Annotated in this window: 25 protein-coding genes, 1 other RNA gene and 2 pseudogenes; 18 read left to right on the forward strand and 10 right to left on the reverse strand. The window is 43.8% G+C overall.

The genetic code is table 11. From position 1 onward, the window contains the following. Positions 1 to 210 precede the first annotated feature (210 nt). The 6 genes from nudF (at position 211) to parC (ending at position 7179) form a co-directional block, all read left to right on the forward strand. On the forward strand, positions 211 to 849 hold the full coding sequence (gene nudF / locus OCU56_RS01675; protein ID WP_261873867.1) for an ADP-ribose diphosphatase: 639 nt from the start codon (positions 211 to 213) through the stop codon (positions 847 to 849). Beyond that, on the forward strand, positions 828 to 1268 hold the full coding sequence (locus OCU56_RS01680) for a DUF1249 family protein (protein ID WP_261873868.1): 441 nt from the start codon (positions 828 to 830) through the stop codon (positions 1266 to 1268). The genes nudF and OCU56_RS01680 overlap by 22 nt, the downstream gene beginning before the upstream one ends. Before the next feature lie 46 nt (positions 1269 to 1314). Further along, positions 1315 to 2121, forward strand: a complete 807-nt coding sequence (gene cpdA, locus OCU56_RS01685) for a 3',5'-cyclic-AMP phosphodiesterase (protein ID WP_261874746.1) — start codon at positions 1315 to 1317, stop codon at positions 2119 to 2121. Between the two features lies 1 nt (position 2122). Then, positions 2123 to 2716, forward strand: coding sequence for an esterase YqiA (gene yqiA, locus OCU56_RS01690; RefSeq protein ID WP_261873869.1), 594 nt, complete (start codon positions 2123 to 2125; stop codon positions 2714 to 2716). A gap of 333 nt (positions 2717 to 3049) precedes the next feature. Next, entirely contained in the window at positions 3050 to 4930 is a 1881-nt protein-coding gene (gene parE, locus OCU56_RS01695; protein WP_261873870.1) for a DNA topoisomerase IV subunit B, read from the forward strand. A gap of 2 nt (positions 4931 to 4932) precedes the next feature. Beyond that, on the forward strand, positions 4933 to 7179 hold the full coding sequence (gene parC, locus OCU56_RS01700; RefSeq protein WP_261873871.1) for a DNA topoisomerase IV subunit A: 2247 nt from the start codon (positions 4933 to 4935) through the stop codon (positions 7177 to 7179). A 119-nt stretch (positions 7180 to 7298) separates the two neighbouring features. Here parC and degS read toward each other — a convergent pair whose 3' ends face one another. From degS to zapG, 3 genes are all read right to left on the reverse strand, one after another. Next, complete coding sequence (gene degS, locus OCU56_RS01705) at positions 7299 to 8390, reverse strand: outer membrane-stress sensor serine endopeptidase DegS (RefSeq protein ID WP_261873872.1); 1092 nt, start codon at positions 8388 to 8390, stop codon at positions 7299 to 7301. A gap of 100 nt (positions 8391 to 8490) precedes the next feature. Then, a complete protein-coding gene (locus tag OCU56_RS01710; protein ID WP_261873873.1) occupies positions 8491 to 9861 on the reverse strand; it encodes a Do family serine endopeptidase in 1371 nt (456 codons plus the stop codon). 110 nt (positions 9862 to 9971) lie between these two features. After that, positions 9972 to 10406 carry a Z-ring associated protein ZapG gene (gene zapG / locus OCU56_RS01715; RefSeq protein ID WP_261873874.1) on the reverse strand — a complete coding sequence of 145 codons (435 nt, stop codon included), beginning with the start codon at positions 10404 to 10406 and terminating at the stop codon, positions 9972 to 9974. Between the two features lie 119 nt (positions 10407 to 10525). On the opposite strand from zapG, the gene zapE reads away from it, so the two are divergent. The 8 genes from zapE (at position 10526) to sspB (ending at position 16866) form a co-directional block, all read left to right on the forward strand. Next, a complete protein-coding gene (gene zapE, locus OCU56_RS01720; protein ID WP_261873875.1) occupies positions 10526 to 11638 on the forward strand; it encodes a cell division protein ZapE in 1113 nt (370 codons plus the stop codon). Between the two features lie 262 nt (positions 11639 to 11900). Beyond that, entirely contained in the window at positions 11901 to 12329 is a 429-nt protein-coding gene (rplM, locus tag OCU56_RS01725; RefSeq protein WP_261873876.1) for a 50S ribosomal protein L13, read from the forward strand. Positions 12330 to 12344: 15 nt separating this feature from the next. Continuing rightward, positions 12345 to 12737, forward strand: coding sequence for a 30S ribosomal protein S9 (rpsI, locus tag OCU56_RS01730; protein ID WP_017026825.1), 393 nt, complete (start codon positions 12345 to 12347; stop codon positions 12735 to 12737). A gap of 328 nt (positions 12738 to 13065) precedes the next feature. Beyond that, positions 13066 to 13656, forward strand: coding sequence for a ubiquinol-cytochrome c reductase iron-sulfur subunit (gene petA / locus OCU56_RS01735; RefSeq protein WP_261874747.1), 591 nt, complete (start codon positions 13066 to 13068; stop codon positions 13654 to 13656). Beyond that, positions 13656 to 14918 (forward strand): cytochrome b, encoded by a 1263-nt coding sequence (locus OCU56_RS01740; protein ID WP_261873877.1) that lies wholly within the window; start codon positions 13656 to 13658, stop codon positions 14916 to 14918. The genes petA and OCU56_RS01740 overlap by 1 nt, the downstream gene beginning before the upstream one ends. Then, entirely contained in the window at positions 14918 to 15655 is a 738-nt protein-coding gene (locus OCU56_RS01745; protein WP_261873878.1) for a cytochrome c1, read from the forward strand. Before OCU56_RS01740 ends, OCU56_RS01745 begins: the two co-directional genes overlap by 1 nt. A gap of 84 nt (positions 15656 to 15739) precedes the next feature. Further along, positions 15740 to 16375, forward strand: a complete 636-nt coding sequence (gene sspA, locus OCU56_RS01750; RefSeq protein ID WP_261873879.1) for a stringent starvation protein SspA — start codon at positions 15740 to 15742, stop codon at positions 16373 to 16375. Next, positions 16375 to 16866: a ClpXP protease specificity-enhancing factor gene (gene sspB, locus OCU56_RS01755; RefSeq protein WP_261873880.1), complete on the forward strand. Its 492-nt coding sequence runs from the start codon at positions 16375 to 16377 to the stop codon at positions 16864 to 16866. The genes sspA and sspB overlap by 1 nt, the downstream gene beginning before the upstream one ends. Before the next feature lie 221 nt (positions 16867 to 17087). On the opposite strand, the gene OCU56_RS01760 is transcribed toward sspB, so the two are convergent. From OCU56_RS01760 to OCU56_RS01775, 4 genes are read right to left on the reverse strand one after another with little or no spacing between them, the layout of a single operon-like run. Beyond that, positions 17088 to 17867, reverse strand: a complete 780-nt coding sequence (locus OCU56_RS01760; RefSeq protein WP_261873881.1) for a BON domain-containing protein — start codon at positions 17865 to 17867, stop codon at positions 17088 to 17090. 28 nt (positions 17868 to 17895) lie between these two features. Next, a complete protein-coding gene (locus tag OCU56_RS01765; RefSeq protein WP_261873882.1) occupies positions 17896 to 18486 on the reverse strand; it encodes a phosphoheptose isomerase in 591 nt (196 codons plus the stop codon). A gap of 2 nt (positions 18487 to 18488) precedes the next feature. Continuing rightward, positions 18489 to 18857, reverse strand: coding sequence for a YraN family protein (locus OCU56_RS01770; RefSeq protein WP_261873883.1), 369 nt, complete (start codon positions 18855 to 18857; stop codon positions 18489 to 18491). Further along, complete coding sequence (locus OCU56_RS01775) at positions 18841 to 20667, reverse strand: penicillin-binding protein activator (protein ID WP_261873884.1); 1827 nt, start codon at positions 20665 to 20667, stop codon at positions 18841 to 18843. Before OCU56_RS01775 ends, OCU56_RS01770 begins: the two co-directional genes overlap by 17 nt. 62 nt (positions 20668 to 20729) lie before the next feature. On the opposite strand from OCU56_RS01775, the gene rsmI reads away from it, so the two are divergent. From rsmI to OCU56_RS01790, 4 genes and pseudogenes are all read left to right on the forward strand, one after another. Next, positions 20730 to 21593, forward strand: coding sequence for a 16S rRNA (cytidine(1402)-2'-O)-methyltransferase (gene rsmI, locus OCU56_RS01780; RefSeq protein ID WP_261873885.1), 864 nt, complete (start codon positions 20730 to 20732; stop codon positions 21591 to 21593). A gap of 63 nt (positions 21594 to 21656) precedes the next feature. After that, positions 21657 to 22050: RNase P RNA component class A (gene rnpB, locus OCU56_RS01785), an RNA gene on the forward strand. 70 nt (positions 22051 to 22120) lie between these two features. Next, entirely contained in the window at positions 22121 to 22426 is a 306-nt protein-coding gene (locus OCU56_RS17480; RefSeq protein ID WP_390904844.1) for a DUF6538 domain-containing protein, read from the forward strand. 5 nt (positions 22427 to 22431) lie between these two features. Continuing rightward, positions 22432 to 22819: pseudogene (locus OCU56_RS01790) on the forward strand (IS6 family transposase); the annotation flags it as partial. On the opposite strand, the pseudogene OCU56_RS01795 reads toward OCU56_RS01790, so the two are convergent. From OCU56_RS01795 to OCU56_RS01805, 3 genes and pseudogenes are all read right to left on the reverse strand, one after another. After that, positions 22815 to 22925: pseudogene (locus OCU56_RS01795) on the reverse strand (integrase); the annotation flags it as partial. The pseudogenes OCU56_RS01790 and OCU56_RS01795 sit on opposite strands and share 5 nt — an antisense overlap. After that, complete coding sequence (locus OCU56_RS01800) at positions 22926 to 23729, reverse strand: TrmB family transcriptional regulator (protein WP_261874748.1); 804 nt, start codon at positions 23727 to 23729, stop codon at positions 22926 to 22928. It abuts the pseudogene before it with no gap. A gap of 63 nt (positions 23730 to 23792) precedes the next feature. After that, the gene (locus tag OCU56_RS01805) at positions 23793 to 24683 is read right to left on the reverse strand and encodes an ROK family protein (protein WP_261873886.1); all 891 of its coding nucleotides are present in this window, start codon (positions 24681 to 24683) and stop codon (positions 23793 to 23795) included. Between the last annotated feature and the right edge of the window lies 1 nt (position 24684).

A 24684-nucleotide genomic window follows, 5' to 3' on the forward strand; every position in this document is an offset into this window, starting at 1 on the left:
AGATTATAGGTATTTTATCGAATTTGAACTGATTTTGCATAGTCTTACATAGAGTACTACAAAAACTAGCAAAAACTCTATGTTTATGGTGGTTTAGTTTTAAATTATTAACTTACAGGATAGGTTGCAGTACCATTGCCAAGAGATCATCTATTGCTCTGTGTTGCCAACGTAATAGTTTGAATATGACTTTAATCTAAGAGAGTAACCATGCCTAACTCTAGCATTTACCCTACGTTTGATCGTAGTGATGTCGATATTATTGAGACGAAAACGGTGTACAAGGGCTTTTTTAGCCTTGCTGAAGTAAAGTTTCGCCATCGATTGTTTGCGGGTGGATGGAGCGAGATCATTAGTCGAGAGTTGTTTGAGCGTGGTGATGCCGTGGCAATGTTGCCATATGATCCCGTCAGTGATCAGGTTGTTTTAGTGGAGCAGATCCGAGTGGGGGCATTGCTGGGAGAGCAGCCTTGGCAATTGGAAATCGTGGCTGGCATGCAAGACAAAAGTGCTGAAAATGCCATTGATGTGGTGAAGCGCGAAAGTGTCGAAGAGGCGGGCTTGAGCGTGGATAATGTAGAGCCTATTTGTAGCTATTACCCGTCTGCGGGTGGTTGCTCTGAGCGATTACAATTGTTTATTGGTAAGGTGAACGCGCCAGAATCAGGCGGTGTTTTTGGGCTAGAGTCTGAAGGTGAAGATATTCTTGTCCATATTTTAACAAGAGAAGAAGCCTATAAATTGGTTGAAAATGGTATAATTGAAAATGCAGCTTCGATTATAACCATTCAATGGTTGATGTTGCATCATCAGCAATTGAGGGAAAGATGGTTAAGTTACGGCAAGTAGATTCAAGTTATCATGTTGATTTTGCAGGTCTCATGCGTCTGTATGAAACAAATTATGCTAAATTAAACTCACTACTGCCCAGTCAAGCCGAGGTGGGGGATAAGCGAACCTATCAAGTTCAAGATCAGGTATATCAGATCAATATTCTTGAAATCACGCGTTATACAACCTTAGTTGATCTTTTTCAGTGTGATCAAACGCCCAATTTCCCACTTCCAAACATGACGGTGCGTCTATATCACGATGCAAGGGTTGCAGAAGTGTGTGCAAGTGAAAAGATGAGAGTTATACATGCTCGTTATGATTACCCCAATAAAAAAATGATGCAAAAAGATGAAAAGCACCAACTTAACCAATTTCTTGGGGACTGGTTAACATTTTGTCTTAAAATGGGTATAAGTAGAGAACCTCTGTTGTAAGTATTGGCAATAAATAAGATTGGAAAAATTGATAGTGGAACCGCAAATGGTTGTGATGGAAGAGACCGTCCAATTAGTACAGATTACAGATACGCACTTATTCGCGAAAGACGAAGGATGCTTGTTGAGCGTTAACACGGCACAGAGCTTTCTTGCAGTTGTGGATGATGTGGTTGTGCGAAATGTCGCTTTTGATGCCATTGTCGCCACGGGCGATATTTCACAAGATCATTCATTAGAATCTTACTCTCGATTTGCGCAAGGTATTGAGTGCCTAGAGAAGCCATGTTACTGGCTACCGGGTAACCATGACCGGAAAAAAAACATGAGCCAATTACTTCCGTCTAAGCAAATTCGAGAGATGGAGCATGTACTTGCCGGTGACTACTGGCAATTGATTATGCTAAACAGCCAGGTTGAAGGTTTACCACACGGTTATCTCGATGAGTCGCAGTTAGATTTACTTGAAGAAAAACTGAATCAATACCCACAGCGTCATACTTTAATCTTGTTCCATCACAACTCATTGCCAATTGGTAGCGCTTGGTTAGACCAACATAAATTACAAAAAGCCCCGCAATTCTGGGAGCGCATAGCCGGGTACGATAATGTCCGTGCGGTGCTGGGCGGGCATGTGCATCAGAAAGTCGATAAAGAACACAATGGTGTACGCGTTATGGCAACGCCATCCACTTGTATTCAATTTAAGGCAAATAGTGATGAGTTTGCGTTAGATACGCTACCACCAGGTTGGCGTCATTTACAGTTGCATAAAGATGGCAGCATAGAATCACAAGTATACCGCCTATCTGAAGGGCGTTTTATTCCTGACTTTGAATCTGAAGGTTACTAAGGTGTCATTAACATCGAAACCTTCTTTACTCCTTTATCTGCACGGTTTTAATAGTTCGCCAAAGTCATTAAAGGCGCAGGTGATGGGTGACTTTTGCACCAAACATCGACCTGATATTCACTTCCTTGCCCCGCAATTACCCGTATACCCAAAAGCGTGTAGCGATTTTTTACAGAGCTTATGTGACGATCTCGTTGAGCAATATCAGGTGGGTGTCGTGGGCAGTTCGATGGGGGGATACTTATCGACATGGCTGAATCAACAGTACGGCTTTAAAGCGGTACTAATAAACCCAGCGGTTAAGCCTTTTGAGCTATTGCAGAACTTGCTCGGCCCACAACTCAATCCTTATACCCAAGAAGAATATCGACTAGAGCCTATTCATGTGCAGCAACTCAAAGCACTAGATGTGCCTAGTATAGAGAATGGATCGGATTTTTTGTTACTGACACAACAAGGGGATGAAGTGTTGGATTATCGGCAAGGGGTAAAAAAATACCAGCATTGCCAACAGATCATAGAACAAGAGGGCAATCATAGTTTTGTTGGGTTTGAGCGTTATCCCAGCGTGATTGTAGAGTTCCTGCAGCTTTAATTCTCACCACCCCCTTCAACCTATTGCACTATGATTGCCTGATTAGCGCACGATTATCATGCTTTTTAATCAGGAATCCGGTGCAAACTTGACATAACAGTCACTGCGCCAGACTATGTAATATAGCTAAATGGTCGCGTGGCTTATGGGAAATCGATTAACGACGTCAACTTACGCGTTTTATCATTCAAGTTAAACGTTCTGATGCTCCAAACGAGAGAGCCTATGATTGATTGACCCTGTGTAATACGCAAACCAGCCAACCATAGAGGTTGCACTTTTCTCAATAATGAGAAGCGATGTTTAACAACGCCAAGAGTAAAATTTCAAATTATGACTGAACAATATAACGCTGGGGCGATAGAGGTTTTAAACGGTCTAGAGCCCGTTCGCCGTCGTCCTGGCATGTATACAGACACTGTGCGCCCCAATCACCTTGGGCAAGAAGTAATTGATAACAGTGTCGATGAAGCATTAGCCGGCCATGCATCTAAGATACAAGTCATTTTACACGCCGATCAGTCACTAGAAGTGGTTGATGATGGGCGTGGTATGCCTGTAGATATTCACCCTGAAGAAGGGGTTTCTGGTGTCGAGCTGATTCTCTGTAAATTGCACGCTGGTGGTAAATTTTCTAATAAGAACTATCAGTTCTCCGGCGGCTTGCATGGCGTTGGTATTTCGGTAGTAAATGCCTTATCAAAACGCGTGGAAGTGAATGTTCGTCGTGATGGTCAGGTCTATCAAATTGCTTTTGAGCATGGGGATAAGGTTCAAGATCTCACGGTCGTGGGTACTTGCGGAAAGCGTAACAGTGGTACCAGTGTTCATTTCTGGCCGGAAAGCAAATATTTTGATTCGGCTAACTTCTCTGTTTCGCGATTGATTAACAATTTGCGAGCTAAAGCCGTATTGTGTCCAGGGCTTGAAATTACCTTCACTGACAAGGTGAATAGTAAAGAGCATAAGTGGTACTACGAGAGCGGCTTGCAAGACTACCTCATGGAAGGTGTGAAAGGGTATACCTTACTTCCAGAAACACCATTTACAGGACAGTTTGCTACTGAAATTGAAGCGGCAGATTGGGCTATTATTTGGCAGCCTGAAGGTGGTGAACTCATCACTGAAAGCTACGTTAACTTAATTCCTACCTCTCAAGGAGGAACGCATGTTAACGGTTTACGCCAAGGTTTGCTGGATGCGATGCGTGAATTTTGTGAATTTCGCAACTTGTTACCGCGTGGGGTGAAATTGACTGGCGATGATGTGTTTGATCGCTGTTCTTATGTGTTATCGATTAAAATGCAAGACCCTCAATTTGCCGGGCAAACCAAAGAGCGCCTCTCTTCACGTCAATGTGCCGCTTTTGTTTCTGGTGTAGTGAAAGATAGCTTTAGCCTATGGTTAAACGAAACCCCTCATATTGCTGAGCAGTTGGCCGAAGCGTGTATTGCTAATGCGCATCGCCGTATGCGTGCGAGCAAAAAGGTAGTACGTAAGAAGGTGGCTTCAGGGCCTGCACTTCCCGGTAAACTGACCGATTGCTCAGTGCAAGATTTGGCGCGCACGGAACTTTTCTTAGTGGAAGGTGACTCTGCGGGTGGTTCAGCCAAGCAAGCGCGAGATCGTGAGTTTCAAGCCATTATGCCTTTGCGCGGTAAGATTCTAAACACTTGGGAGGTGAGCGCGGATCAAGTGTTGGCTTCTCAGGAAGTGCACGATATTTCAGTGGCATTGGGGATAGACCCAGACTCGCCGAATCTCGATGGTTTGCGTTACGGTAAAATCTGTATTTTAGCGGATGCGGATTCCGATGGTTTACATATTGCCACTCTGTTGTGCGCGTTATTTACTCGTCACTTCCGCTCTTTAGTAGGGGCAGGCCATGTCTATGTTGCTATGCCACCACTGTTTAGGATTGATTGCGGAAAAGAAGTGTTTTACGCCCTAGATGAAGATGAAAAAGATGCGGTTATGGAGCGTTTGAGCAGCAAGCGCGCCAAGATTAATGTGCAACGATTTAAAGGATTGGGTGAAATGAACCCATTGCAACTTCGTGAGACAACCATGGACCCTAATACTCGTCGTTTAGTGCAATTGACCATAGATGATGATGAACAGACGATGGAAATGATGGATATGCTTCTAGGTAAGAAGCGCGCGGATGATCGCCGTCATTGGCTGCAAAATAACGGCGATATGGCCGAGGTATAAGAATGTCGAACGAGATTACATATGATGGCGTAGAACAATTACCAATGCGTAAGTTCACCGAAGACGCCTATTTGAATTATTCAATGTACGTCATTATGGATCGTGCATTGCCTTACATTGGTGATGGCTTAAAGCCCGTACAGCGTCGCATTATTTATGCCATGTCAGAGCTTGGTTTATCGGCATCATCAAAATATAAAAAATCGGCTCGTACCGTCGGTGATGTATTGGGTAAATACCACCCACACGGTGACTCAGCTTGTTATGAAGCCATGGTATTAATGGCTCAGCCATTTACTTATCGTTATCCATTGGTGGATGGACAGGGGAACTGGGGTGCACCAGACGATCCTAAGTCTTTTGCCGCCATGCGTTATACCGAGTCAAAGCTATCTAAATTTGCTGAAGTTTTACTTGGCGAGCTCGGTCAAGGCACTGTTGAGTGGCAGCCAAACTTTGATGGTTCAATGAAAGAACCTCAGATGCTTCCTGCACGCCTACCGCACATTTTACTTAATGGCATTACCGGTATCGCCGTTGGGATGGCCACCGATATTCCGCCACATAATGTGCGTGAAGTGACGAATGCCACTATGGAGTTGATTGATAACCCTAAGGCTGAATTGCCAGATATCATGCAATTTGTGCAAGGGCCTGATTACCCAACTGAAGCTGAGATTATCTCGCCTAAAACGGATATTGAAAAAATTTATCGCACAGGCCGAGGCAGCATTAAAATGCGTGCGGTTTGGCATAAAGAAGCCAGTGATATTGTGATTACTGCATTGCCTCATCAGGTGTCAGGTTCTAAGTTACTAGAGCAAATTGCCAATCAAATGCGCGCGAAAAAGCTGCCAATGGTGGACGATTTGCGTGATGAGTCGGATCATGAAAACCCGACCCGAATTGTTATCGTACCGCGCTCAAGTCGAGTGGATTGCGATCAATTAATGAACCACCTGTTTGCTTCAACGGACCTTGAGAAGAACTATCGCGTTAACTTAAACATGATAGGTTTAGATAAGCGTCCACAAGTGAAAGGTTTAGTACAAATTCTCAAAGAGTGGATTGAGTTTCGTCGCACGACAGTGCGTCGTCGCTTGCAGTATCGCTTAGATAAAATCTTAGCGCGCTTACATATCCTCGAAGGCTTGTTGGTCGCTTACCTTAACCTTGATGAAGTCATTGAAATCATCCGTACAGAAGATGAGCCTAAAGTGGTATTGATGGCGCGCTTTGAGTTGTCGGGTATTCAAGCGGATGCGATTTTAGATACCAAGTTACGCCAGTTAGCCAAACTTGAAGAGTTTAAGATCCGCGGTGAACAAGAAGCGTTGGAAAAAGAGCGTAAACAACTGGAGTTGTTATTGGGCTCAGAACGCCGTTTGAACACTTTACTTAAGAAAGAGTTAAAAGCAGATTCAGAAAAATATGGTGATGATCGCCGTTCACCTATAGTCGAGCGTGCAGAAGCCAAAGCCTTAACCGAAAAAGACTTATTGCCGAGCGAACCTATTACGGTCGTGTTGTCGGAGAAAGGTTGGATTCGCCATGCTAAAGGGCATGAGGTGGACGCTTCAACATTGAATTATAAATCCGGTGATAGTTTCCTTGCTTCGGCCAGAGGAAAGAGCAACCAGCAAGCGATATTCTTAGGCTCAGATGGGCGAAGTTACTCTTTAGAGTCTCATTCTTTACCGTCAGCAAGAAGCCAAGGGGAACCTATTACGGGGCGTCTAAATATTTCTACCGGCACTCATATTCGTCAAGTGTTGATGGGGGATGAAGAGCAACTTTGGTTAGTTGGCTCAGATGCCGGTTATGGGTTTGTTTGTCGTGGTAGTGATTTACTATCGAAAAACCGCAGCGGTAAGGCGTTGGTGAATCTTCCACAAAGTGCTGAGATTTTAACACCGAGTGCCATCTCTCAATTAGATAGCGATGAAATATTAGCTATAACGAACTTAGGCAGGATGTTGCTGTTTTCGATTAAGGACTTGCCACAATTAAGTAAAGGTAAAGGGAATAAGATCATCAATATTCCTTCTGCTAAAGCTAAGAGTCGTGAAGAGTTTGTCACACAACTGATTGCTATTCCTGCCAATGCGACGGTGACCTTGTATGCAGGTAAACGTAAACTTGGTCTAAAACCTAGTGACCTTGAGAACTTTAGAGGTGAAAGAGGACGTCGCGGCGCTATGCTACCGCGCGGCTTGCAACGTGTCACCGCTATAGAAGTACAGTCATAGCGGCTATCAACAAAAAAACCGCCGATAGGCGGTTTTTTTCGATAAGTCGTTATTCTACAATCAAAAATTCTAACGCAGTTATCGAGTGTGTTAACAAGCTAGAATGACCCGTTATGGTATTACTTACTACGATTAGTATTAGGTGTTAATAGCCGGTTATCTTCGCCAATTTTAACGGTCAGCTGTTTTTGTTTACCGTTTCTAATAACGACGATTTTGACTTCGCTACCTGGGCGGGCGTCTGTGATGGCGTCCATTACGCTTTGACGATTGTCAGCGACCATATCACCGATTTTAACGATAATATCTTGCGCCTTAATCCCCCCTTCATCCGCAGGACCTCCGGGTTCAACGCCTAACACAATGATGCCACCAGTAAAGTTTCCTGCCAGTAAACGATTGGTCATTGAGCTGATATCTTGGCCGTCAACGCCAATGTAACCACGAATCACACGACCGTCCGCAATGATTTTATTCATGATTTTCCAAGCTAATTTTTGTGGGATGGCAAATGAAATACCATAAGTCTCAAGCTCGGTGGCTTGTTGAAATGAAGCGGTATTAATGCCCACTAGCTCACCTTGAGAGTTGACTAACGCCCCCCCTGAGTTTCCTTCATTAATTGCAGCATCGGTTTGAATAAAGGCTTGTCTGCCATCGGCACTAATTGAAGAACGCCCGGTGGCTGAAATGATCCCTAAGGTGGTGGTTTGCCCTAGGTTATAAGGGTTACCTATAGCGAGGACAATATCACCCACTTTAGCGGAGTATTCAGAGTTAAGTGGGATCACAGGCAGGTTTGACATGGATATCTGTAACACAGCAATGTCAGTGCGGCGGTCTTGCCCTATGAGTTGTGCACTGGCAACGCGTCCATCTTGTAGAGCCACAATGACTTGGTCTGCACTGGCAACAACATGATAGTTGGTAATGATATAGCCTTTAGCACTAACAATAACCCCAGAGCCTAGCCCTTGGGTTTTCAGTTTGCTTCTATCTTCTTCTGAATATTGGCGACTATAAATATTGACCACAGCCGGCGCGGCTCGTTGAACGGCATTATTGAAAGACATGGGTGACGAAGAGGCTGTCACGGTATTAGATTGGGATTGCGCGGGGATGATTTTATGACGCAGTTCAGGTATCAGCGCGATGACGATAGCAGCAGCGATCAGTCCAAATAAAATAGAGCGCAAAAAAGATCTCAGCATGATTCTCTCAACAAACCTTGTATTGATTTAAGCATAACACTCATTTTTAGCGAAAGAAAAGGGAAGCGCTAGGCTTCCCTTATCCATTTCATCGTTTATTCTAGCGGACGACAACAACGACTCTTCTATCGCCACGTTGAATATTTAGTGCTAGTACACCGTCTTGTTTTTCTAGGTATTTCGACAGTTCTTTTAGGTTAGATACTCGATGGCGGTTTACCCCAATAATGATATCCCCTTGCTCGATCTCGTAGGATTCGGCTGGAGAACCTTTGGTTACAGAGGTCACTTTCACCCCTTGTTGTGCATCCGATTTTTGCGTATTACTCAAAGAGGCGCCAGTTAAACCAGGGTGCAGTTGTTCTGCTTTCGTTTGTTGAGACTGGGACTCACCTAAAGTTACGTCAAACTGTTTATTTTTGCCATCGCGGATAACGCCAATTTTTATTTTTTTACCGGCACCTAAAGTGGCGACTTTCGCGCGAAGTTCGCTAAAGGTACTGATCTTTTTGCCGTTAAGAGAGACGATGACATCACCCGCTTGTAGACCGGCTTTATCTGCAGCACTGTCTGGTAATACTTGGTTGACGAAAGCGCCGCGACTTGACTCATAACCTAAAGCTTGCGCCAGTTCTGCGGTGATTTCTCCACCTTGTACTCCGAGCATGCCACGTTTCACTTCGCCATAATTAATGATTTGCTCGGTGAGGTTATGGATCATATTTGATGGAATCGCAAAACCGATCCCCACATTACCGCCATTAGGGCCTAAGATAGCGGTGTTAATACCAATTAATTTACCATTAAGGTCAACGAGAGCTCCCCCTGAGTTACCTGAATTAATGGCAGCATCGGTTTGGATGAAGTTTTCAAAATTCTCAAGATTCAAACCACTTCGACCAAGGGCTGATACTATGCCTGAAGTGACGGTTTTTCCTAGGCCAAACGGGTTGCCTATGGCGACAGTAAAATCACCGACGCGCAGTTTATCTGAGTCAGCGAACTCCATTTGAGTTAGCCCTTTCGCTTTTTTCTTTAGTTTTAATAGCGCAATGTCTGACATCTTATCGCCACCGACGAGTTCGGCGTCAAACTCACGGCCATCGCTCAATTGGACTTTTATGGAGTCGGCTCCATTAATCACATGGTAGTTGGTGATGATGTGTCCTTTCTCTGAGTCAATAATAACCCCAGAGCCTAGACCTCGAAATGGGCGTTCTTGAGACTGTTCTGCAGGGAGTTCATCACCAAAGAAAAAGCGGAAACTTTCAGGAATTTGTTGCTTGGAAACCATTGTTCCTTCAACTGAAATATTGACAACTGCAGGTGATACTCGCTCAAGCATAGGGGCAAGGCTTGGCAGTTCATTGCCGTCCACCTGCAAAGGTAAGGCAGCGCTGGCGTGCAATGGCGTCATTATCGAGCCTAAACTTAAGGCTACAACAGATAAGGCAAGCAAAGGTTTTTTCATTATTGGCTCCTATAGGTACTTTCAATGTTGAGACAGGGAAAATTCGTTCCGGTTCCTTTGCTAGGAAAAAATTCAGAATTTATCGTGTCTCAACATTTTCGAGAGTAGCGTTATGATGCTTTTATGGCTTCTGGAGCATCTAAGATTTCTTTCTTTACCTCTTTTAACATCCCAGTAGCGCCATTGGCGTAATCTTTAGGTGGCTCACTTGTGGACGTCGCTTGGTCATTATCTTCTTCATCAGAGGTAATGCGCTTAGCGAATGGGTTGTCCTGAGCGGGAAGATTAGGCAATAAATCGTTTGATGTATTTGCCATGTGCTCATATAGCTTGCGATATTCCTTACCTATATTATCGAGAATCTGAGCAGACTCTGAAAAATGGTCGTTAATATCTTGACGTTGCTGTTCTAGTTGGAACTTTGAAGATTCTAAATCTTTTTGTAACTGTTTTTGCTTTTTATATTGTGGGGTAGTGATTCGAGAAATAATCACTCCAATTATGATCCCCACGAATAGGCCGACTATCGCATAAATCCAAGGCATAGTATTTCCTTTTGTTAATCTGTTAACAATCTAGTTACTGCGTTCTTACACCGCAACATACCTCATGTTACTATGAGAACCTTATCCAATAAAGAATCTAATTGAGTTGATCAACAAAAATGACGCCGTTAGAAAAATATCAACACGATATCGACCTGCATGGTTTCCAGTTTGATGCACAGCAACACAAAGCCGTTCAAGCATTTGAAGAGTTATACGTCAGACTAGAAGACAATGCGCAACCATCTATCACCACTCAACCAAAAGGATGGCAACGTTGGTTTAGTAAGCCTAAAAAGGTGGCGTCACCGAAAGGGTTATATGTTTGGGGCGGGGTAGGTCGAGGCAAAACCTACTTGATGGATAGCTTTTTTGAGCTGTATCCCAGTGAGCGAAAAATGCGTATGCACTTTCATCGCTTTATGTATCGAGTGCATCATGAGCTTAAGCAACTGCACAATCAAAGTGATCCGCTATCATTGGTTGCGGATAAATTTAAAAGTGAAGCGGATGTCATTTGCTTTGATGAGTTCTTCGTCTCTGACATTACCGATGCCATGATCTTAGCCACTTTATTTCAGGCTCTATTTGAGCGAAATATAGTATTAGTGGCCACCTCGAATATTCCTCCCCACCTTTTATATAGAAATGGCTTACAACGAGCGCGTTTCTTGCCAACCATTGACCTAATAGAACAGCATTGCCATGTGTTTGAATTGGACAGTGAAACGGATTTTAGAATGCGAACCTTACAACAGGCTGAGCTGTATCATCATCCTTTAGATGCTGATGCCCAGCGCAACCTTGATGGTTATTTTGAATCATTGAGTGCATTGACTGTTGAAAATGGGCAAGCGTTAACTCAGATTGATATTAATCAGCGACACATAGACGTTATTAAAGGGTACAACGGTGTGCTAATGGCGAGTTTTGCTCAGTTGTGTGAAACGGCACGTAGTCAAAACGACTATATCGAGCTCTCTCGTGAGTATCACACTGTGCTGTTGTCGGATATGCCTCAGTTAGGAGGGCAAAACGACGATGCAGCGCGGCGCTTTATTGCCTTAGTGGATGAGTTTTATGACCGGAAGGTGTGCCTGATTATTGCAGCTGCAGTGCCGTTGCATCAATTGTATGCCGGAGGGCAGTTGCAATTTGAGTTTCAGCGCTGTGAATCGCGTTTGACCGAAATGCAAAGCAACAGTTATCTCAGCCAAGAACATTTGGCTTAATGGGAGAAGTTGCGTTTGTGCGTTACTGTGGCCGTTAGGTTATGCATTTAACTAAATAAAATGCTCAACAAATAAGCCAAATGGGATTGCGTTTTTTGTTGGCTTAGGTATAATCCTGCGACCCACCGTTACTGCAGGTGATTTTCTTTATAGAAACTTACCAAAGAGTGCCACCACTCGAAGGGGTGATGACTGGGCTCTTAGACAGTGGGAGCAAACGCTCCTTATTAGTTTAATTTCAAATTAACGGGTTATTATTAGCATGAAAACATTCGTTGCTAAACCAGAAACTGTAAAACGTGACTGGTATGTTGTAGACGCAGAAGGTAAAACTCTTGGTCGTCTTGCAAGTGAAATCGCTTCTCGCCTACGCGGTAAGCACAAAGCTGAATACACTCCTCATTGTGACGCTGGTGATTACATCATCGTTGTTAACGCTGAGAAAATTACCGTAACTGGTAACAAGGCTAAAGGTAAAGTGTATTACCGTCACTCTGAATTCCCAGGTGGTCTAAAATCTATCACTTTTGAAAAGTTGATCGATAAGAAACCAGAAATGGTTATCGAACTAGCTGTTAAAGGTATGTTACCACGTGGTCCTCTAGGCCGCGCAATGTACCGTAAGCTAAAAGTATACGCTGGCGCTGAGCACAACCATGCTGCTCAACAACCACAAGTACTAGACATCTAATCGGGGATATTGGAAATGGCAGAGAATCAATACTACGGCACTGGTCGCCGCAAAAGCTCAGCTGCTCGTGTTTTCATCAAACCGGGTGCTGGTAACATCGTAATCAACAAGCGTAGCCTTGATGTTTACTTTGGTCGTGAAACTTCTCGTATGGTTGTTCGTCAACCACTTGAGCTAGTTGAAATGTTAGACAAGCTAGACCTTTACATCACTGTTTCTGGTGGTGGTATTTCTGGTCAAGCTGGCGCTATCCGTCACGGCATTACTCGTGCTCTTATGGAATACGATGAAACTCTACGTCCTGCTCTACGCGCTGCTGGATACGTTACACGTGACGCACGTCAAGTTGAACGTAAGAAAGTTGGTCTACGTAAAGCACGTCGTAAACCACAGTTCTCTAAGCGTTAATCTTTCTTATTCAGAAAGAGCAATGCTCTGGCTTTCGGGCTGGAATTGTGTCAAAAAAGCTCGGTATTATACCGGGCTTTTTGTTTTTTTATCATTTCAAAAAATCCTTTCTTGTTAGTATCTTCCATCATAAATGTTTCACTTTCACCTCTTTTGTGACCTATGCTCTGATTTGCTTCAGATATGTTGTAAAAAAGTAGCTTTATCTTGTCTTAAAGTGGCGTTTTCTTTATCATTTGCCCACAAAAATAGAAACAAAGTTTGAGTTTTTAAGCCGTGCTCTGTGAAGGAGTGATTCTATCCAAAGGAGCAAATGGGAGAATGTTGGATGAGCAATGCGCCACTAAATAATGGACGTCGCAAGTTTCTAACCGCTACCACAGCCGTGGTCGGAGGGTTAGGAGCCGCAGCTGTCGCTGTACCCTTTATCAAATCTTGGAATCCAAGTGCTAGAGCTAAATCAGCTGGCGCTCCAGTTGAATTCGATATCAGTAAACTAGAAGAAGGGCAAATGGCCCGAGTGATCTGGCGTGGTCAGCCTGTTTGGGTTGTAAAGCGTGGTCAAGCAACCTTAGACGAGCTTGATCAAATTGCAGGGCAATTACGAGATCCTGATTCTGTTGAGGAACAACAACCATCTTATGCACAAAACCTTTATCGTTCCTTAAAGCCTGAAATCTTCATTGCTGTTGGTTTATGTACTCACTTAGGGTGCTCACCCACTTACCTTCCAAATAGTTTTAATGAACAAGTGAGCGGAGTTAAATCGGGTTTCTTCTGTCCGTGTCATGGTTCTAAATTTGATATGGCAGGCCGTGTTTTCCAAGGTGTTCCAGCACCTTATAACCTAGCGGTTCCGCCACATATGTATTTGGACGATAACCTAATTGTCATCGGCGAAGACCAAGGAGAGGCGTAATGGAGGCTTTACTCGGCTGGATTGAAAAACGCATGCCGGCAATGAATACTTACCGTAAGCATATGTCGGAGTATCCACAACCAAAGAATTCTAACTTCTGGTACATTTTTGGTGCACTTGCCATGTTGGTGTTGGTAAACCAGATTGTCACCGGTATCTGGCTAACCATGAACTACGTACCATCTGCGGAAGGGGCGTTTGCTTCTGTTGAATACATTATGCGTGATGTGGAATACGGTTGGCTTCTTCGTTACATGCACTCTACAGGAGCCTCGTTCTTCTTTATTGTTGTGTACCTGCACATGTACCGCGGCCTAATTTATGGCTCCTATCAAAAACCACGTGAACTGGTGTGGCTGTTTGGTATGTTGCTGTTTGTCGTACTCATGGCCGAAGCGTTTATGGGCTACATGCTGCCTTGGGGGCAAATGTCTTACTGGGGTGCTCAGGTAATTATTGGCTTGTTTGGCGCAATCCCAGTTATTGGTGATGATTTAACCCTATGGATTCGCGGTGATTATGTTATCTCCGGTGCGACTCTAAACCGTTTCTTTGCTTTGCACGTTGTTGCCTTGCCTATCGTATTGTTATTGCTGGTTGCTTTACACATTTTGGCACTACATGAAGTGGGTTCGAATAACCCTGATGGTATTGATACTAAGTTGCCTAAAGGCACTATGGGCGACGATTACCAGTCAGAATTTAAGTTTCACGAAGATTACAGCAAAAAATACGACATCATTGATTCAATGCCGTTCCACCCCTATGGCACAGTGAAAGATCTCTTTTATGTTGGCGTGTTCTTGTTGTTCTTTAGTTATGTATTGTTCTATGCGCCAGCGATGGGAGGCTTCTTCCTCGAGCCACCTAACTTTGAAGTGGCTAACCCGCTGAAAACACCAGAGCATATTGCGCCTGTTTGGTACTTCTCTCCAAACTACGCCATATTGCGTGCGATTCCTGATAAGTTGATAGGTTTTGTGTTCTTTGGTGGTTCCATCGTGGTGCTGTTCTTACTGCCATGGATTGACCGTTGTAATGTGCGCTCGTTCCGTTACAGAAGCAAACTGCATTTGATTAACTTGATTCAATTTACGGTTTCGTTTGTGGGCCTAGGTGTGCTTGGTACGCTTCCAGCAACAGAACTGTATACCAATCTGTCTCGTCTGTTCAGTTTGGGCTATTTCATGTTCTTCGTCGTGTTGTTTATCTACAGCAAGAATGAAAAGACTAAGACACTACCGACAAGGATCACCAAATAATGAAAAAGTTATTCGTATTATTATTTGCCCTAGTGCCTGCTCTTGGATTCGCTGCGGGTGGAAACTTCGCTCTGGATAAAGCAAACAATGATATTCGTGACAAAGCGTCTTTACAGCGTGGTGCTCAGACGTTTATGAATTACTGTTTTGCTTGTCACTCTACTCAGTATCAACGCTATGAACGTGTGGCAACTGACCTTGATATCCCTATTGACCTAATGCGTGAGAATCTCATGTTTGATTCTGAAGCAGTAGTGGGGGATCTCATGGTAAACAATATGCCAGCAGAGGATGCGGCTAAATGGTTTGGTGTTGCACCACCGGATCTAACGCTCACGGCTCGCGTGCGAGGCGTTGATTGGTTGTACACTTACCTGCGATCTTTCTATGAAGATCCAAGTCGCCCATTTGGCGTGAATAATGTGATCTTCCCAAGTGTGGGTATGCCACATGTGTTGCAAGAGTTGCAAGGGGTACCGCAACCGGTTTTTGAAACTCATGTAATTGATGGGCAAGAGCAACAAGTGGTAGTGGGTGTCAAGGCGGACACAACCGGTGAGCTCAGTCATAGTGAGTATGACGATGCCGTTCGTGATCTTGTGAACTTCCTTGAGTATGCAGGTGATCCGGTACAGGTTGAGCGTGAAAGCTTAGGTGTGTGGGTATTGCTATTTTTAGTGATTTTCACAGGTGTTGGTTATCTTCTCTACAAAGAGTATTGGCGTGATATTCACTAATTGTGATATCATACAATGCTGATTTCTGTAATGGAGGCGTGTTGCCTCCATTCTTTTATTTAAACTTAATATACCGGAGGGCTCATGGCTGTAGCTGCCAATAAACGTTCTGTGATGACTCTATTCTCAAGTGCTACTGATATGGCTAGCCATCAGGTACGTATCGTTTTGGCTGAGAAAGGGGTAGCTGTCGAAGTAGAACTCGTCGATGAGGCGAACCTACCTGCTGAACTTGCAGAGTTGAACCCATACAAATCTGTTCCTACTTTAGTCGATCGCGAACTTACTCTTTATGATTCAAAAATCATCATGGAATATCTGGATGAGCGTTTTCCTCACCCACCATTGATGCCAGTGTATCCGGTTGACCGCGGTAAGAATCGTCTAATGATGTATCGTATTCAGCGTAACTGGTACAGCGTAGCTGAGAAAATCATCTCTACAACAGGTGAAGAGCAAGAGAAAGCTCGTCAAAAATTGCGTAATGATCTACTGATGCTTGGTCCACTGTTCGCAGAAAGCGATTACTTTATGAGTGAAGACTTTAGCTTGATCGATTGCTACCTTGCTCCACTATTGTGGCGCTTGCCTACTTTCGGTATTGAATTGACAGGTCCTGGCTCAAAAGAGCTTAAGATCTACATGAGTCGTGTATTTGAGCGTGATTCATTCCTAGCTTCTTTGACCGAAGCTGAGCGTGAGATGCGTTTGGTTCGTTAATGGATATTTCAGAAATGACACCTCGCCGTCCATATTTGCTTCGTGCATTTTATGATTGGTTGGCAGAGAACGAACTTACACCTCACTTAGTGGTTGATGCCACTATGCCCGGTGTCCGCGTACCCGAAGAGTATGTTCAAGATGGCCAAATTATTTTGAACGTCGCACCTCGTGCGGTAGGTAACCTAGAGATTGGTAATGAGGCGTTAACGTTTCATGCTCGTTTTGGTGGTCGTCCACATTCGGTGATTGTTCCTATTTATGCTGTGCAGGCTATTTATGCCCGTGAAAATGGCGCAGGGACAATGTTTGAGCCTGAAGAGGCTTATGACAATAACATGGAAATGGAAGACGAAAATTATTTAGCGTCGGCGGATTCACTCACCATAGTAGAAGAAAATCTCGATGCTGTGATTGATGAAACACCTACCGACCCTGATGATGAACCGCCAAGACCAAAAGGTCGTCCAAGTCTTCGTGTCGTGAAATAATAGCGATAAATTAGCTAAGTTGTTTTAATGAAAAAGAGGAGCTTTTAGCTCCTCTTTTTTTGTTGGCTTAATGTGATAGCAATCGTACTAAGTGACGGGTCATTCTAGCTTGTTAAAATACTCGATAACTGCGTTAGAATGTTTGATTGTAGAATAACGACTTATCGAAAAACTCTCCCTTGTTTTCGAGCATTTTTCCTGCGCTATTTCTGACCACTTACTTAGTATGATTGTTCTTCAATATCTTGATAATGCTCCACAACGACATCACCGGCAACCACAGTATCATCGTCAGTTGTATTGCCAGCAGTTACAGTATTAGCTGTGCTAGGTGGATTCGCCGGCGTAGCTGTTGTTTGAGCCTGTTGGGTCTCAGTTGAGGCGATTGGAGCGCTAGGCACACTGTGTGTGGCATTAGACGTGTCAGCAACATCAGCAATTTCGAAACCTCGAACCACTAATTTTACGCCACTAACATTGCGCGCTGTCTCTGTGGCGATATCGGCATATTTGGGTGTGATGTAGCCAAATAAAAACACTTCACTGTTTTCGGTGATAACCTTAACCGATACCCCTTTTAGTGCTTTTTCGGCGAGGAAGGCGGACTTTACTTTTGTTGTGATCCAACTGTCCTCACTCATTTGAGGGAAAGTTAACATAGGCTGGATACGCATCTGATTATAGACTTTTTTAACCCCAGGAATACGCTGAACCCGTTGGGTTATTTGTTGGTTTAGTTGTGCGTCAGGCGCCTGGCCTATCAGTACAACTTTGCCTTTAAATGAGTTGGCAGTAATACGAACTTTGCCAGCAAAGGGTGATTTATTACTTAAGGCTGCCGCTTCAAACTCGATATTATTATCATTCCAAACTTGTCGCGCAGTGCGACTGTCGGTAACTATATCCGATGAATTGCTGACAAATGGATTAGCACAGCCTGAAAGAAACAGGCTTAGTAATGTTATGTTTATATATAAAAAGAGCCCACGAGTGTACAACATGGATAAAAATCCTCACTAGTCGTGAATGTTATTCAACATGTTCAGGAAACAGCACTTGATCAATCAAGTCACACAAACAATGCAGTGTCAGCATGTGAACTTCATGGATACGTGCAGTCCGATTTGAAGGAATGCGAATTTCAACGTCATGCTCTCCGAGTAACCCCGCCATTTCACCCCCGTCTTTACCGGTTAGGGCGATAATGGTCATATCCCGTGTTACTGCCGCTTCCATCGCTTTGATAATATTTTGACTGTTTCCACTTGTCGAAAAGGCGAGCAAAATATCCCCTTGTTGACCAATGGCTCTAACCTGTTTAGAAAACACCTCTTGATAGTGGTAGTCGTTAGCGACGGCTGTCAATGTGGTGATATCTGAGGTTAAGCTCATTGCTGGTAGGCTAGGTCTTTCCGTTTCAAAACGATTGAGCAGACAAGAGGCAAACTGCTGGGCGTTTGCACTGGAACCACCATTACCACAACAAAGAATTTTTTTGCCATTCAATAATGTGCTTACCATGGCTTGAGCGGCATGTGTAATAGCATCGGGTAACGCTTCAGCGGCGGCTATTTGAATTTGTATGCTCTCGGTAAAGCTCGCTTTTATGCTCTCGTGCATTTCTATCCTTCGACAATTGCGTTTTGTATCCATTCAACTTGCGTGGGGTTACTACTAATAGAAACCACATCAAATCGAAAATAAGTGTGATTAAGGGGTAAGTTGTTTTTACTTAGCCACAACATCGCGGTTTTCTTCAATTTTGCTTGTTTGCTTTTGGTGACGGCATAGGTACCACCACCAAAATAGTGTTGCTTTCGATATTTTACTTCAATGAAGATAATATCTTGGTTATCGCGCATTATAAGGTCTATTTCACCAAATTTTACCCGAAAATTACTTTCAATAAATACGAGGCCTTGCTGTTCAAGGTAGCGTCGAGCTTCAGCCTCGTATTGGTGCCCTATGGCAAGCTTACTTAATGGACTCATACTCAGCCCAGCTAAGCTGGCGTTGAATGACACACTGGTCATTAATGCTAAGTACCCCAGTTTGCCCTTTAATAGAGTGCTCCGGACTGATTTTCATATTTGGTAACGCATTAATCAAGCTGTATGCATCCATACCGAGTGCGCGTAAGCGTTTTTGTTGATTATTGGATTTCCCCCAAACTTCTAACATTTGAGAATCAAGCTCTTCGTTTGGTTCAACCAACATAGGTATATCACTATAGATTACGCCAGACAAATCCTGAGAAGGTCGTTTAATGCCGGTATTGCTTAGTGAGTTTGCGTATAGCTTAGGTGGTGTCGCTTCAGGGTTAATCGCCACATTAATAAATGGTTTAATGAGGTTTAACTCAGCGTCACCTGCAACAATATAGACAGCGTCGATGTCTCTACGAGAACGCTCTTCGGACTCCATCTCCATATGCATTAGACTGTTCATTTGAGTGATGCGTCGTTGACTCGCTCGCAGTCCAAACACATTATTTACGGCATATTGTAATTGGCTTTTTGAGGTAAAGTAGGAGACAGAGCTCTTAGTTTCGTTATTTTCTTCCCATGCTTTTTTGAACGCTGCGGTCATACGCTTACCGTAACTGCCCCTAGGAGCAATAATCAGTGGATACTTAGCACCTGACTCTGCAAGGTGTTGAGCCGCTTCTGCTGCCTCTTGCTCCGGAGAAAGAGTGACGTAGCAGAAATCGGTATCTTCCAATATATCTTTAGGGAAGTTAAGCGCTAGCATTGGGATTGGACTAGAACTTTGTTGCTGAATATCTTGCAGTTGCTCAATAGTATTACGCATGAGTGGGCCAACAATAAAGTCCACATCCTGCTCTTGTAATTGTTGTTGAATCTGTTGTGGATTGTTCTTGTTACTATCGATAATAAGATAATCCGTATCTGGAAGGCGGTTTTCATCTTGCATCATAGCAAAGACAAAACCGTCTCTAATTACCGAGGCTTGTTTGGCAAATTTGCCACTTAGAGGCAGCACCAGTGCTGTTTTCTCTGGTTGGACAATCTCTAAGGCAAGAATATCTAAAATTTCTTTAGGGGTGTAGAGTGCTGCTGGATGATGAATGTTGGCATCAATCCACGCCTGCAGAGATTTTTGTAACTTAGGAACATTGTGGCTGTATGACTGATGTAAAATGGCCAGTTTTCGCCAACCTTGCAGCTCCTGTTCATTTTCAGCCACCACCATGGCTTTAAGCTCATCAGCGGTAGCGCTGGTCAATAACGCCCAAATTTGCTCAACATTGGCTTGCTGTTGATCTTCGGCAATAAAGTCCGCTTTAAGTACTTGCTCACGAGCCGCTTTTAGTGGTTGGTAGAGGGCTTGATAAATGGTTGAACGAAGCTCATAGTATCGTTGCCATTGAGAAGACTCGAGACGCCACTCGTTACGGAAGTTAAGTTGCTTCAACGCATCGGTAGGTTGCTCCTCGTTTAACAGCAATTGAGCTCGGGCTAGTTGCCACTCAGCTTGCTGTCCTTCACTCATGTTTTGCTTTGCAAGTCGCTGAATAATGCGATTGGCTAAGTCAATGTTATTCTCTTTTACTGCTGCTTTTAACGAGAGAATGAGCCAATCTATTTGCAATTCGCCATCAGCGGAATCCGCCTTGATCAAGTAGTACTCTGAAGTTTGAGTCGGTTGATTGAGGATATTGGATTGCTGTGCAAGCTCTGGGTCAGAGGATGGACTTGAACAAGCCGCAAGAAGCACGGACAATGCAATGGGAGTAAGAATGCGTGATACACTGTATCCAGATCGATTTTTTTGCGCCATGAGTTCTTTAATAATTATGGATTAATTACCTCTATATTAATCCCTACAGTGACGGTAAACAAATGACAGATAACAATTCTTTTGATTCTTCGCCTGCAACCCTCTATATCGTCCCAACTCCAATAGGAAATTTAGGGGATATAACGCAGCGTGCAATCGATGTTTTAAAGGGCGTAGACCTTATAGCCGCTGAAGATACGCGTCACACTGGGCGACTGCTTTCACACTTAAATATTGCGACGCGCACTTTTGCTTTGCATGATCATAATGAACAACAAAAAGCTCAGTTATTAGTTGAAAAACTGCAACAAGGGCAGACCATCGCCCTAGTTTCTGATGCAGGAACGCCATTAATTAGTGATCCTGGCTATCATTTAGTCAACCAGTGCCGACATGCCGGTATTCGTGTTGTGCCTCTACCGGGAGCATGTGCAGTCATTACCGCATTGAGTGCTTCAGGTTTGCCATCGGACCGTTTCAGCTTTGAAGGTTTTTTACCACCGAAGAGCAAAGGGCGTAAAGACCGATTCTTAGAGCTGATTAAGGTTGAGCGCACTTGTATCTTTTATGAGTCCCCTCATAGAATCATGGACTCATTAGCCGATATGTTGCAGGTGTTTGGTCCTGAGCGACAAGTGGTTTTGGCAAGAGAGCTGACAAAAACCTTTGAGACGATTCAAGGTTTGCCATTGGGAGAGTTGATTCCTTGGCTTGAGGAAGATGCCAACCGTATTCGTGGTGAAATGGTGTTGCTAGTGCATGGTTATCGTGAGCAAAGCAGTGATGAACTTCCAGAAGAAGCGCGTCGTACCTTGGCTATTTTGACCAAAGAGTTACCTCTTAAAAAAGCAGCGGCACTGACTGCTGAAATTTATAGCCTGAAAAAGAACGCCTTGTATAAGTGGGGATTGGAGCATTTAGATTAGCCTATAAAGCTTAAGGCTTTATTTGATTAGACATCTGCACTCTTTGTCAGTACAATCCGTCCCGGAGCTAACCAGATAGTCGCTGCTTCGTTGATGTCCTTAGGGAGACTGACGGAGGGGAGGAAAGTCCGGGCTTCATAGAGCAGGGTGCCAGGTAACGCCTGGGGGGCGCAAGCCCACGACAAGTGCAGCAGAGAGAAAACCGCCGATGGCCCTTATTTTCGAATAGTGGGCACAGGTAAGGGTGAAAGGGTGCGGTAAGAGCGCACCGTGCGACTGGCAACAGTTCGTAGCAGGGTAAACTCCACCCGAAGCAAGACCAAATAGGCTCCCACATTGCGTTGCTCGCGTAAGGGAGCGGGTAGGTTGCTTGAGCCAGTGAGCGATTGCTGGCCTAGACGAATGGCTATCACCGCGCAAGCGGATACAGAACCCGGCTTATAGGTATGCTCCACCTCATTCGTAAGTGTTTGTTTACGTTGAAGTTTGTTACTCATGTATTTCTCTGTCACACAGAAAGGTACACAATGAAATACATTCAACAGCGTAAGCAAACGTATTACTTTCGCTTAAAACTCCCTCAGTATCTCCAGTTTAAATTCAAAAATAGTGAAATAGTTCGCTCATTAAATACAGACTCATACAGTATGGCATGCTATAAGGTGACTAAGAAATTACCTGCCATAAATAGCTTCCTAAATATGCCATTAGACCTCACAAACGAACTAGAAGAGCTTTTCAAAGAGCTTACTGATTTCTCTACTATAGACCAGTGGACGGTAAGCGTACCACTACAAACTATAAAACGACGTACAAAGAAAATTCAGACTTGAAAGCTATGCAATCAGACTCTTCGTGGCAGGTTGATGAAACCTACGTCAAGGTAAAAGGGAAATGGCATTATCTGTACCGGGCTATCAACAAGCAAGGCGAGACACTAGACTTTTATTTCTCCCATAAACGCAATAAATTATCAGTTCCTGAAGCGGTGCCTGTGTCACTATCCAAAAGAGTTACAGCTTCAAACATTAAACACCGACAAGCATTCCTCATATGCAAATGCAATTACCCGCTTGAAGAAGGAGGGACGACTTCGATTGGACGTCGAGCAACGACAAGTAAAGTACCTCAATAATGGGGTTGAATCCGATCACGCCCCCATTAAGACGCTTTTTGTAGGTTCAGGCAGATTTATAATACGAAAGAGAGCCTGGTCAACCGTAAAGGTAACGCAATGAGGTTATCACTTAACTCAAGTCGAGTTCTGACTCGCCAGATTTCCTCTAGTCTAAATGGCTTTTTGACACCTGTATATCTACCTTTTTTAGTAATTTACTGAGGCTGACGTTTCATATCGTCATGAACCATGGGATTGTCCAGTTCATGTATAGTACCGATACGCACACGTTTATCCGGTGCCAGCTTTTCGTATTCAGTGAGATAGATATCGCTGTGAATATGCTCGGCAATCATTTTCACCAACAGACGATTGTTGGTATATAAGCCTACAGTCTCTTCTCGATGAGAGAACATTAAGCCCTGTTTCATATCGGCAACAATCATAAAGCGGTGGGAAGGATACGCGGTCTCTTCATTATCTGAGCGAGTGTAGAGCTCAATTTTGGGATGAGGTACCGCGATGCGATTAAATGAGAAGGTGATAATTCGCACTCCACGCTCAGCCGCCTCAATCAATTCTGCTGAGAATCTCGGGTCAAGTTGAAAGTCGGTGTTGAGGTAAATTTCTACCTGAGCTAACTCGATCACCTCTTGGGCTTTCTGGACTAAGTTGTCGATACCAGTGACGTTGTACACAAACTCTTTTTCCTCAGTGATCATCATTCGTGACAACTCTTTCTTAAGGATATGGATGTTTTCTACGGTACTCTTTTCGATTTGGTTAAAGATAAGCTCTGGAGATTTGGCTTCGTACTCTTTCGTGTCTCCATCGGACATAAAGATATAACCATTTTTGTATAGGTTATCGATGGAAGAGTAGACAGAAGAACGCGATAGAGAGATATCTTTCGCGATTTTGTAGCCACTGGCACAACCGTTTTTTAGAAGGTTGATATAGACCAAGGAATCCGTCTTCGTAAAACCAAAATTCATCAACTTAGTAACCAAGTCTGACACGGTTTGTCCTCTAAAATTATTCAATATTGTGTTCCACTTTGGTTAGATTATCACTGGTTAAGCTCAGAGCCTAACTTGAGGTGCAAGTAGCTGCGCTTTTGTTTGAACTGCTCCGCGAGCAAGAGAAAAATCGTCATAGGGCAAACTTAACGCTTCCGGTAATGACACATTGTTACCACAACGACTGAGTGTGACCTTAAGGTCACTTGTAAGAGTGGAGTAGCGCGACACGCTGCCAAGTATTAGCAAACTTCTGGGCAAGCTATTTTCGATATGAGGCTTGAACGCTAGCCTCATATCGATGTTGCGTTGATAGGTACGTGCGGTAATAGGGTCTCCTGATTCTAATGCGCAGAATATCTCTTTTACATTGGGGCGTTTAAGCAGGATTTGCTCATACTGTCGCTCCAATCCTGAAACCGAAACAAACTGTTCAGTACACGCTTCATTCGCACAACTGCAGCTAGTAACGAGACCATCAAGGACAAAGTCGTAGTCCGGAAGATCGACATATGCGCAGGGAATCGCTCGTATGGTACGTTGAGAAATACTTCGACGAGTTCTACTGCAAGAGTAGAGCTCGCACTCGTTATCGAGTACAACGCACAACTCTTCTCTGAGTTTTATCTGCGATAAGACATCAGGTGAACTCTGTAAACCAGCTTCGATAAAGTTACTTTTGCTGCAAGGGATTCGATAGTGCTGTTCAATCAGGGTGGATAACGCCAATTGATGACGCTCAAGCCAGATTTGAACTTCCTCTGTTATCGCTAACCCAATCGAACAGAATGTACTGTATGCCCATTGAAAGTTTTCGACTAGCTGAAACACCAGCTGTTTAACTTTCAGCGCGGTCTGATTGAGGCCTTGCTGACTCAAATATACAGTATTGAGATGCTCATCAAGCATCGTCGCCTTTAGTTGAACTTTATCTATTGAGATCTCCAGATGCATA

Source organism: Vibrio rarus (assembly GCF_024347075.1).
GTDB lineage: Bacteria > Pseudomonadota > Gammaproteobacteria > Enterobacterales > Vibrionaceae > Vibrio > Vibrio rarus.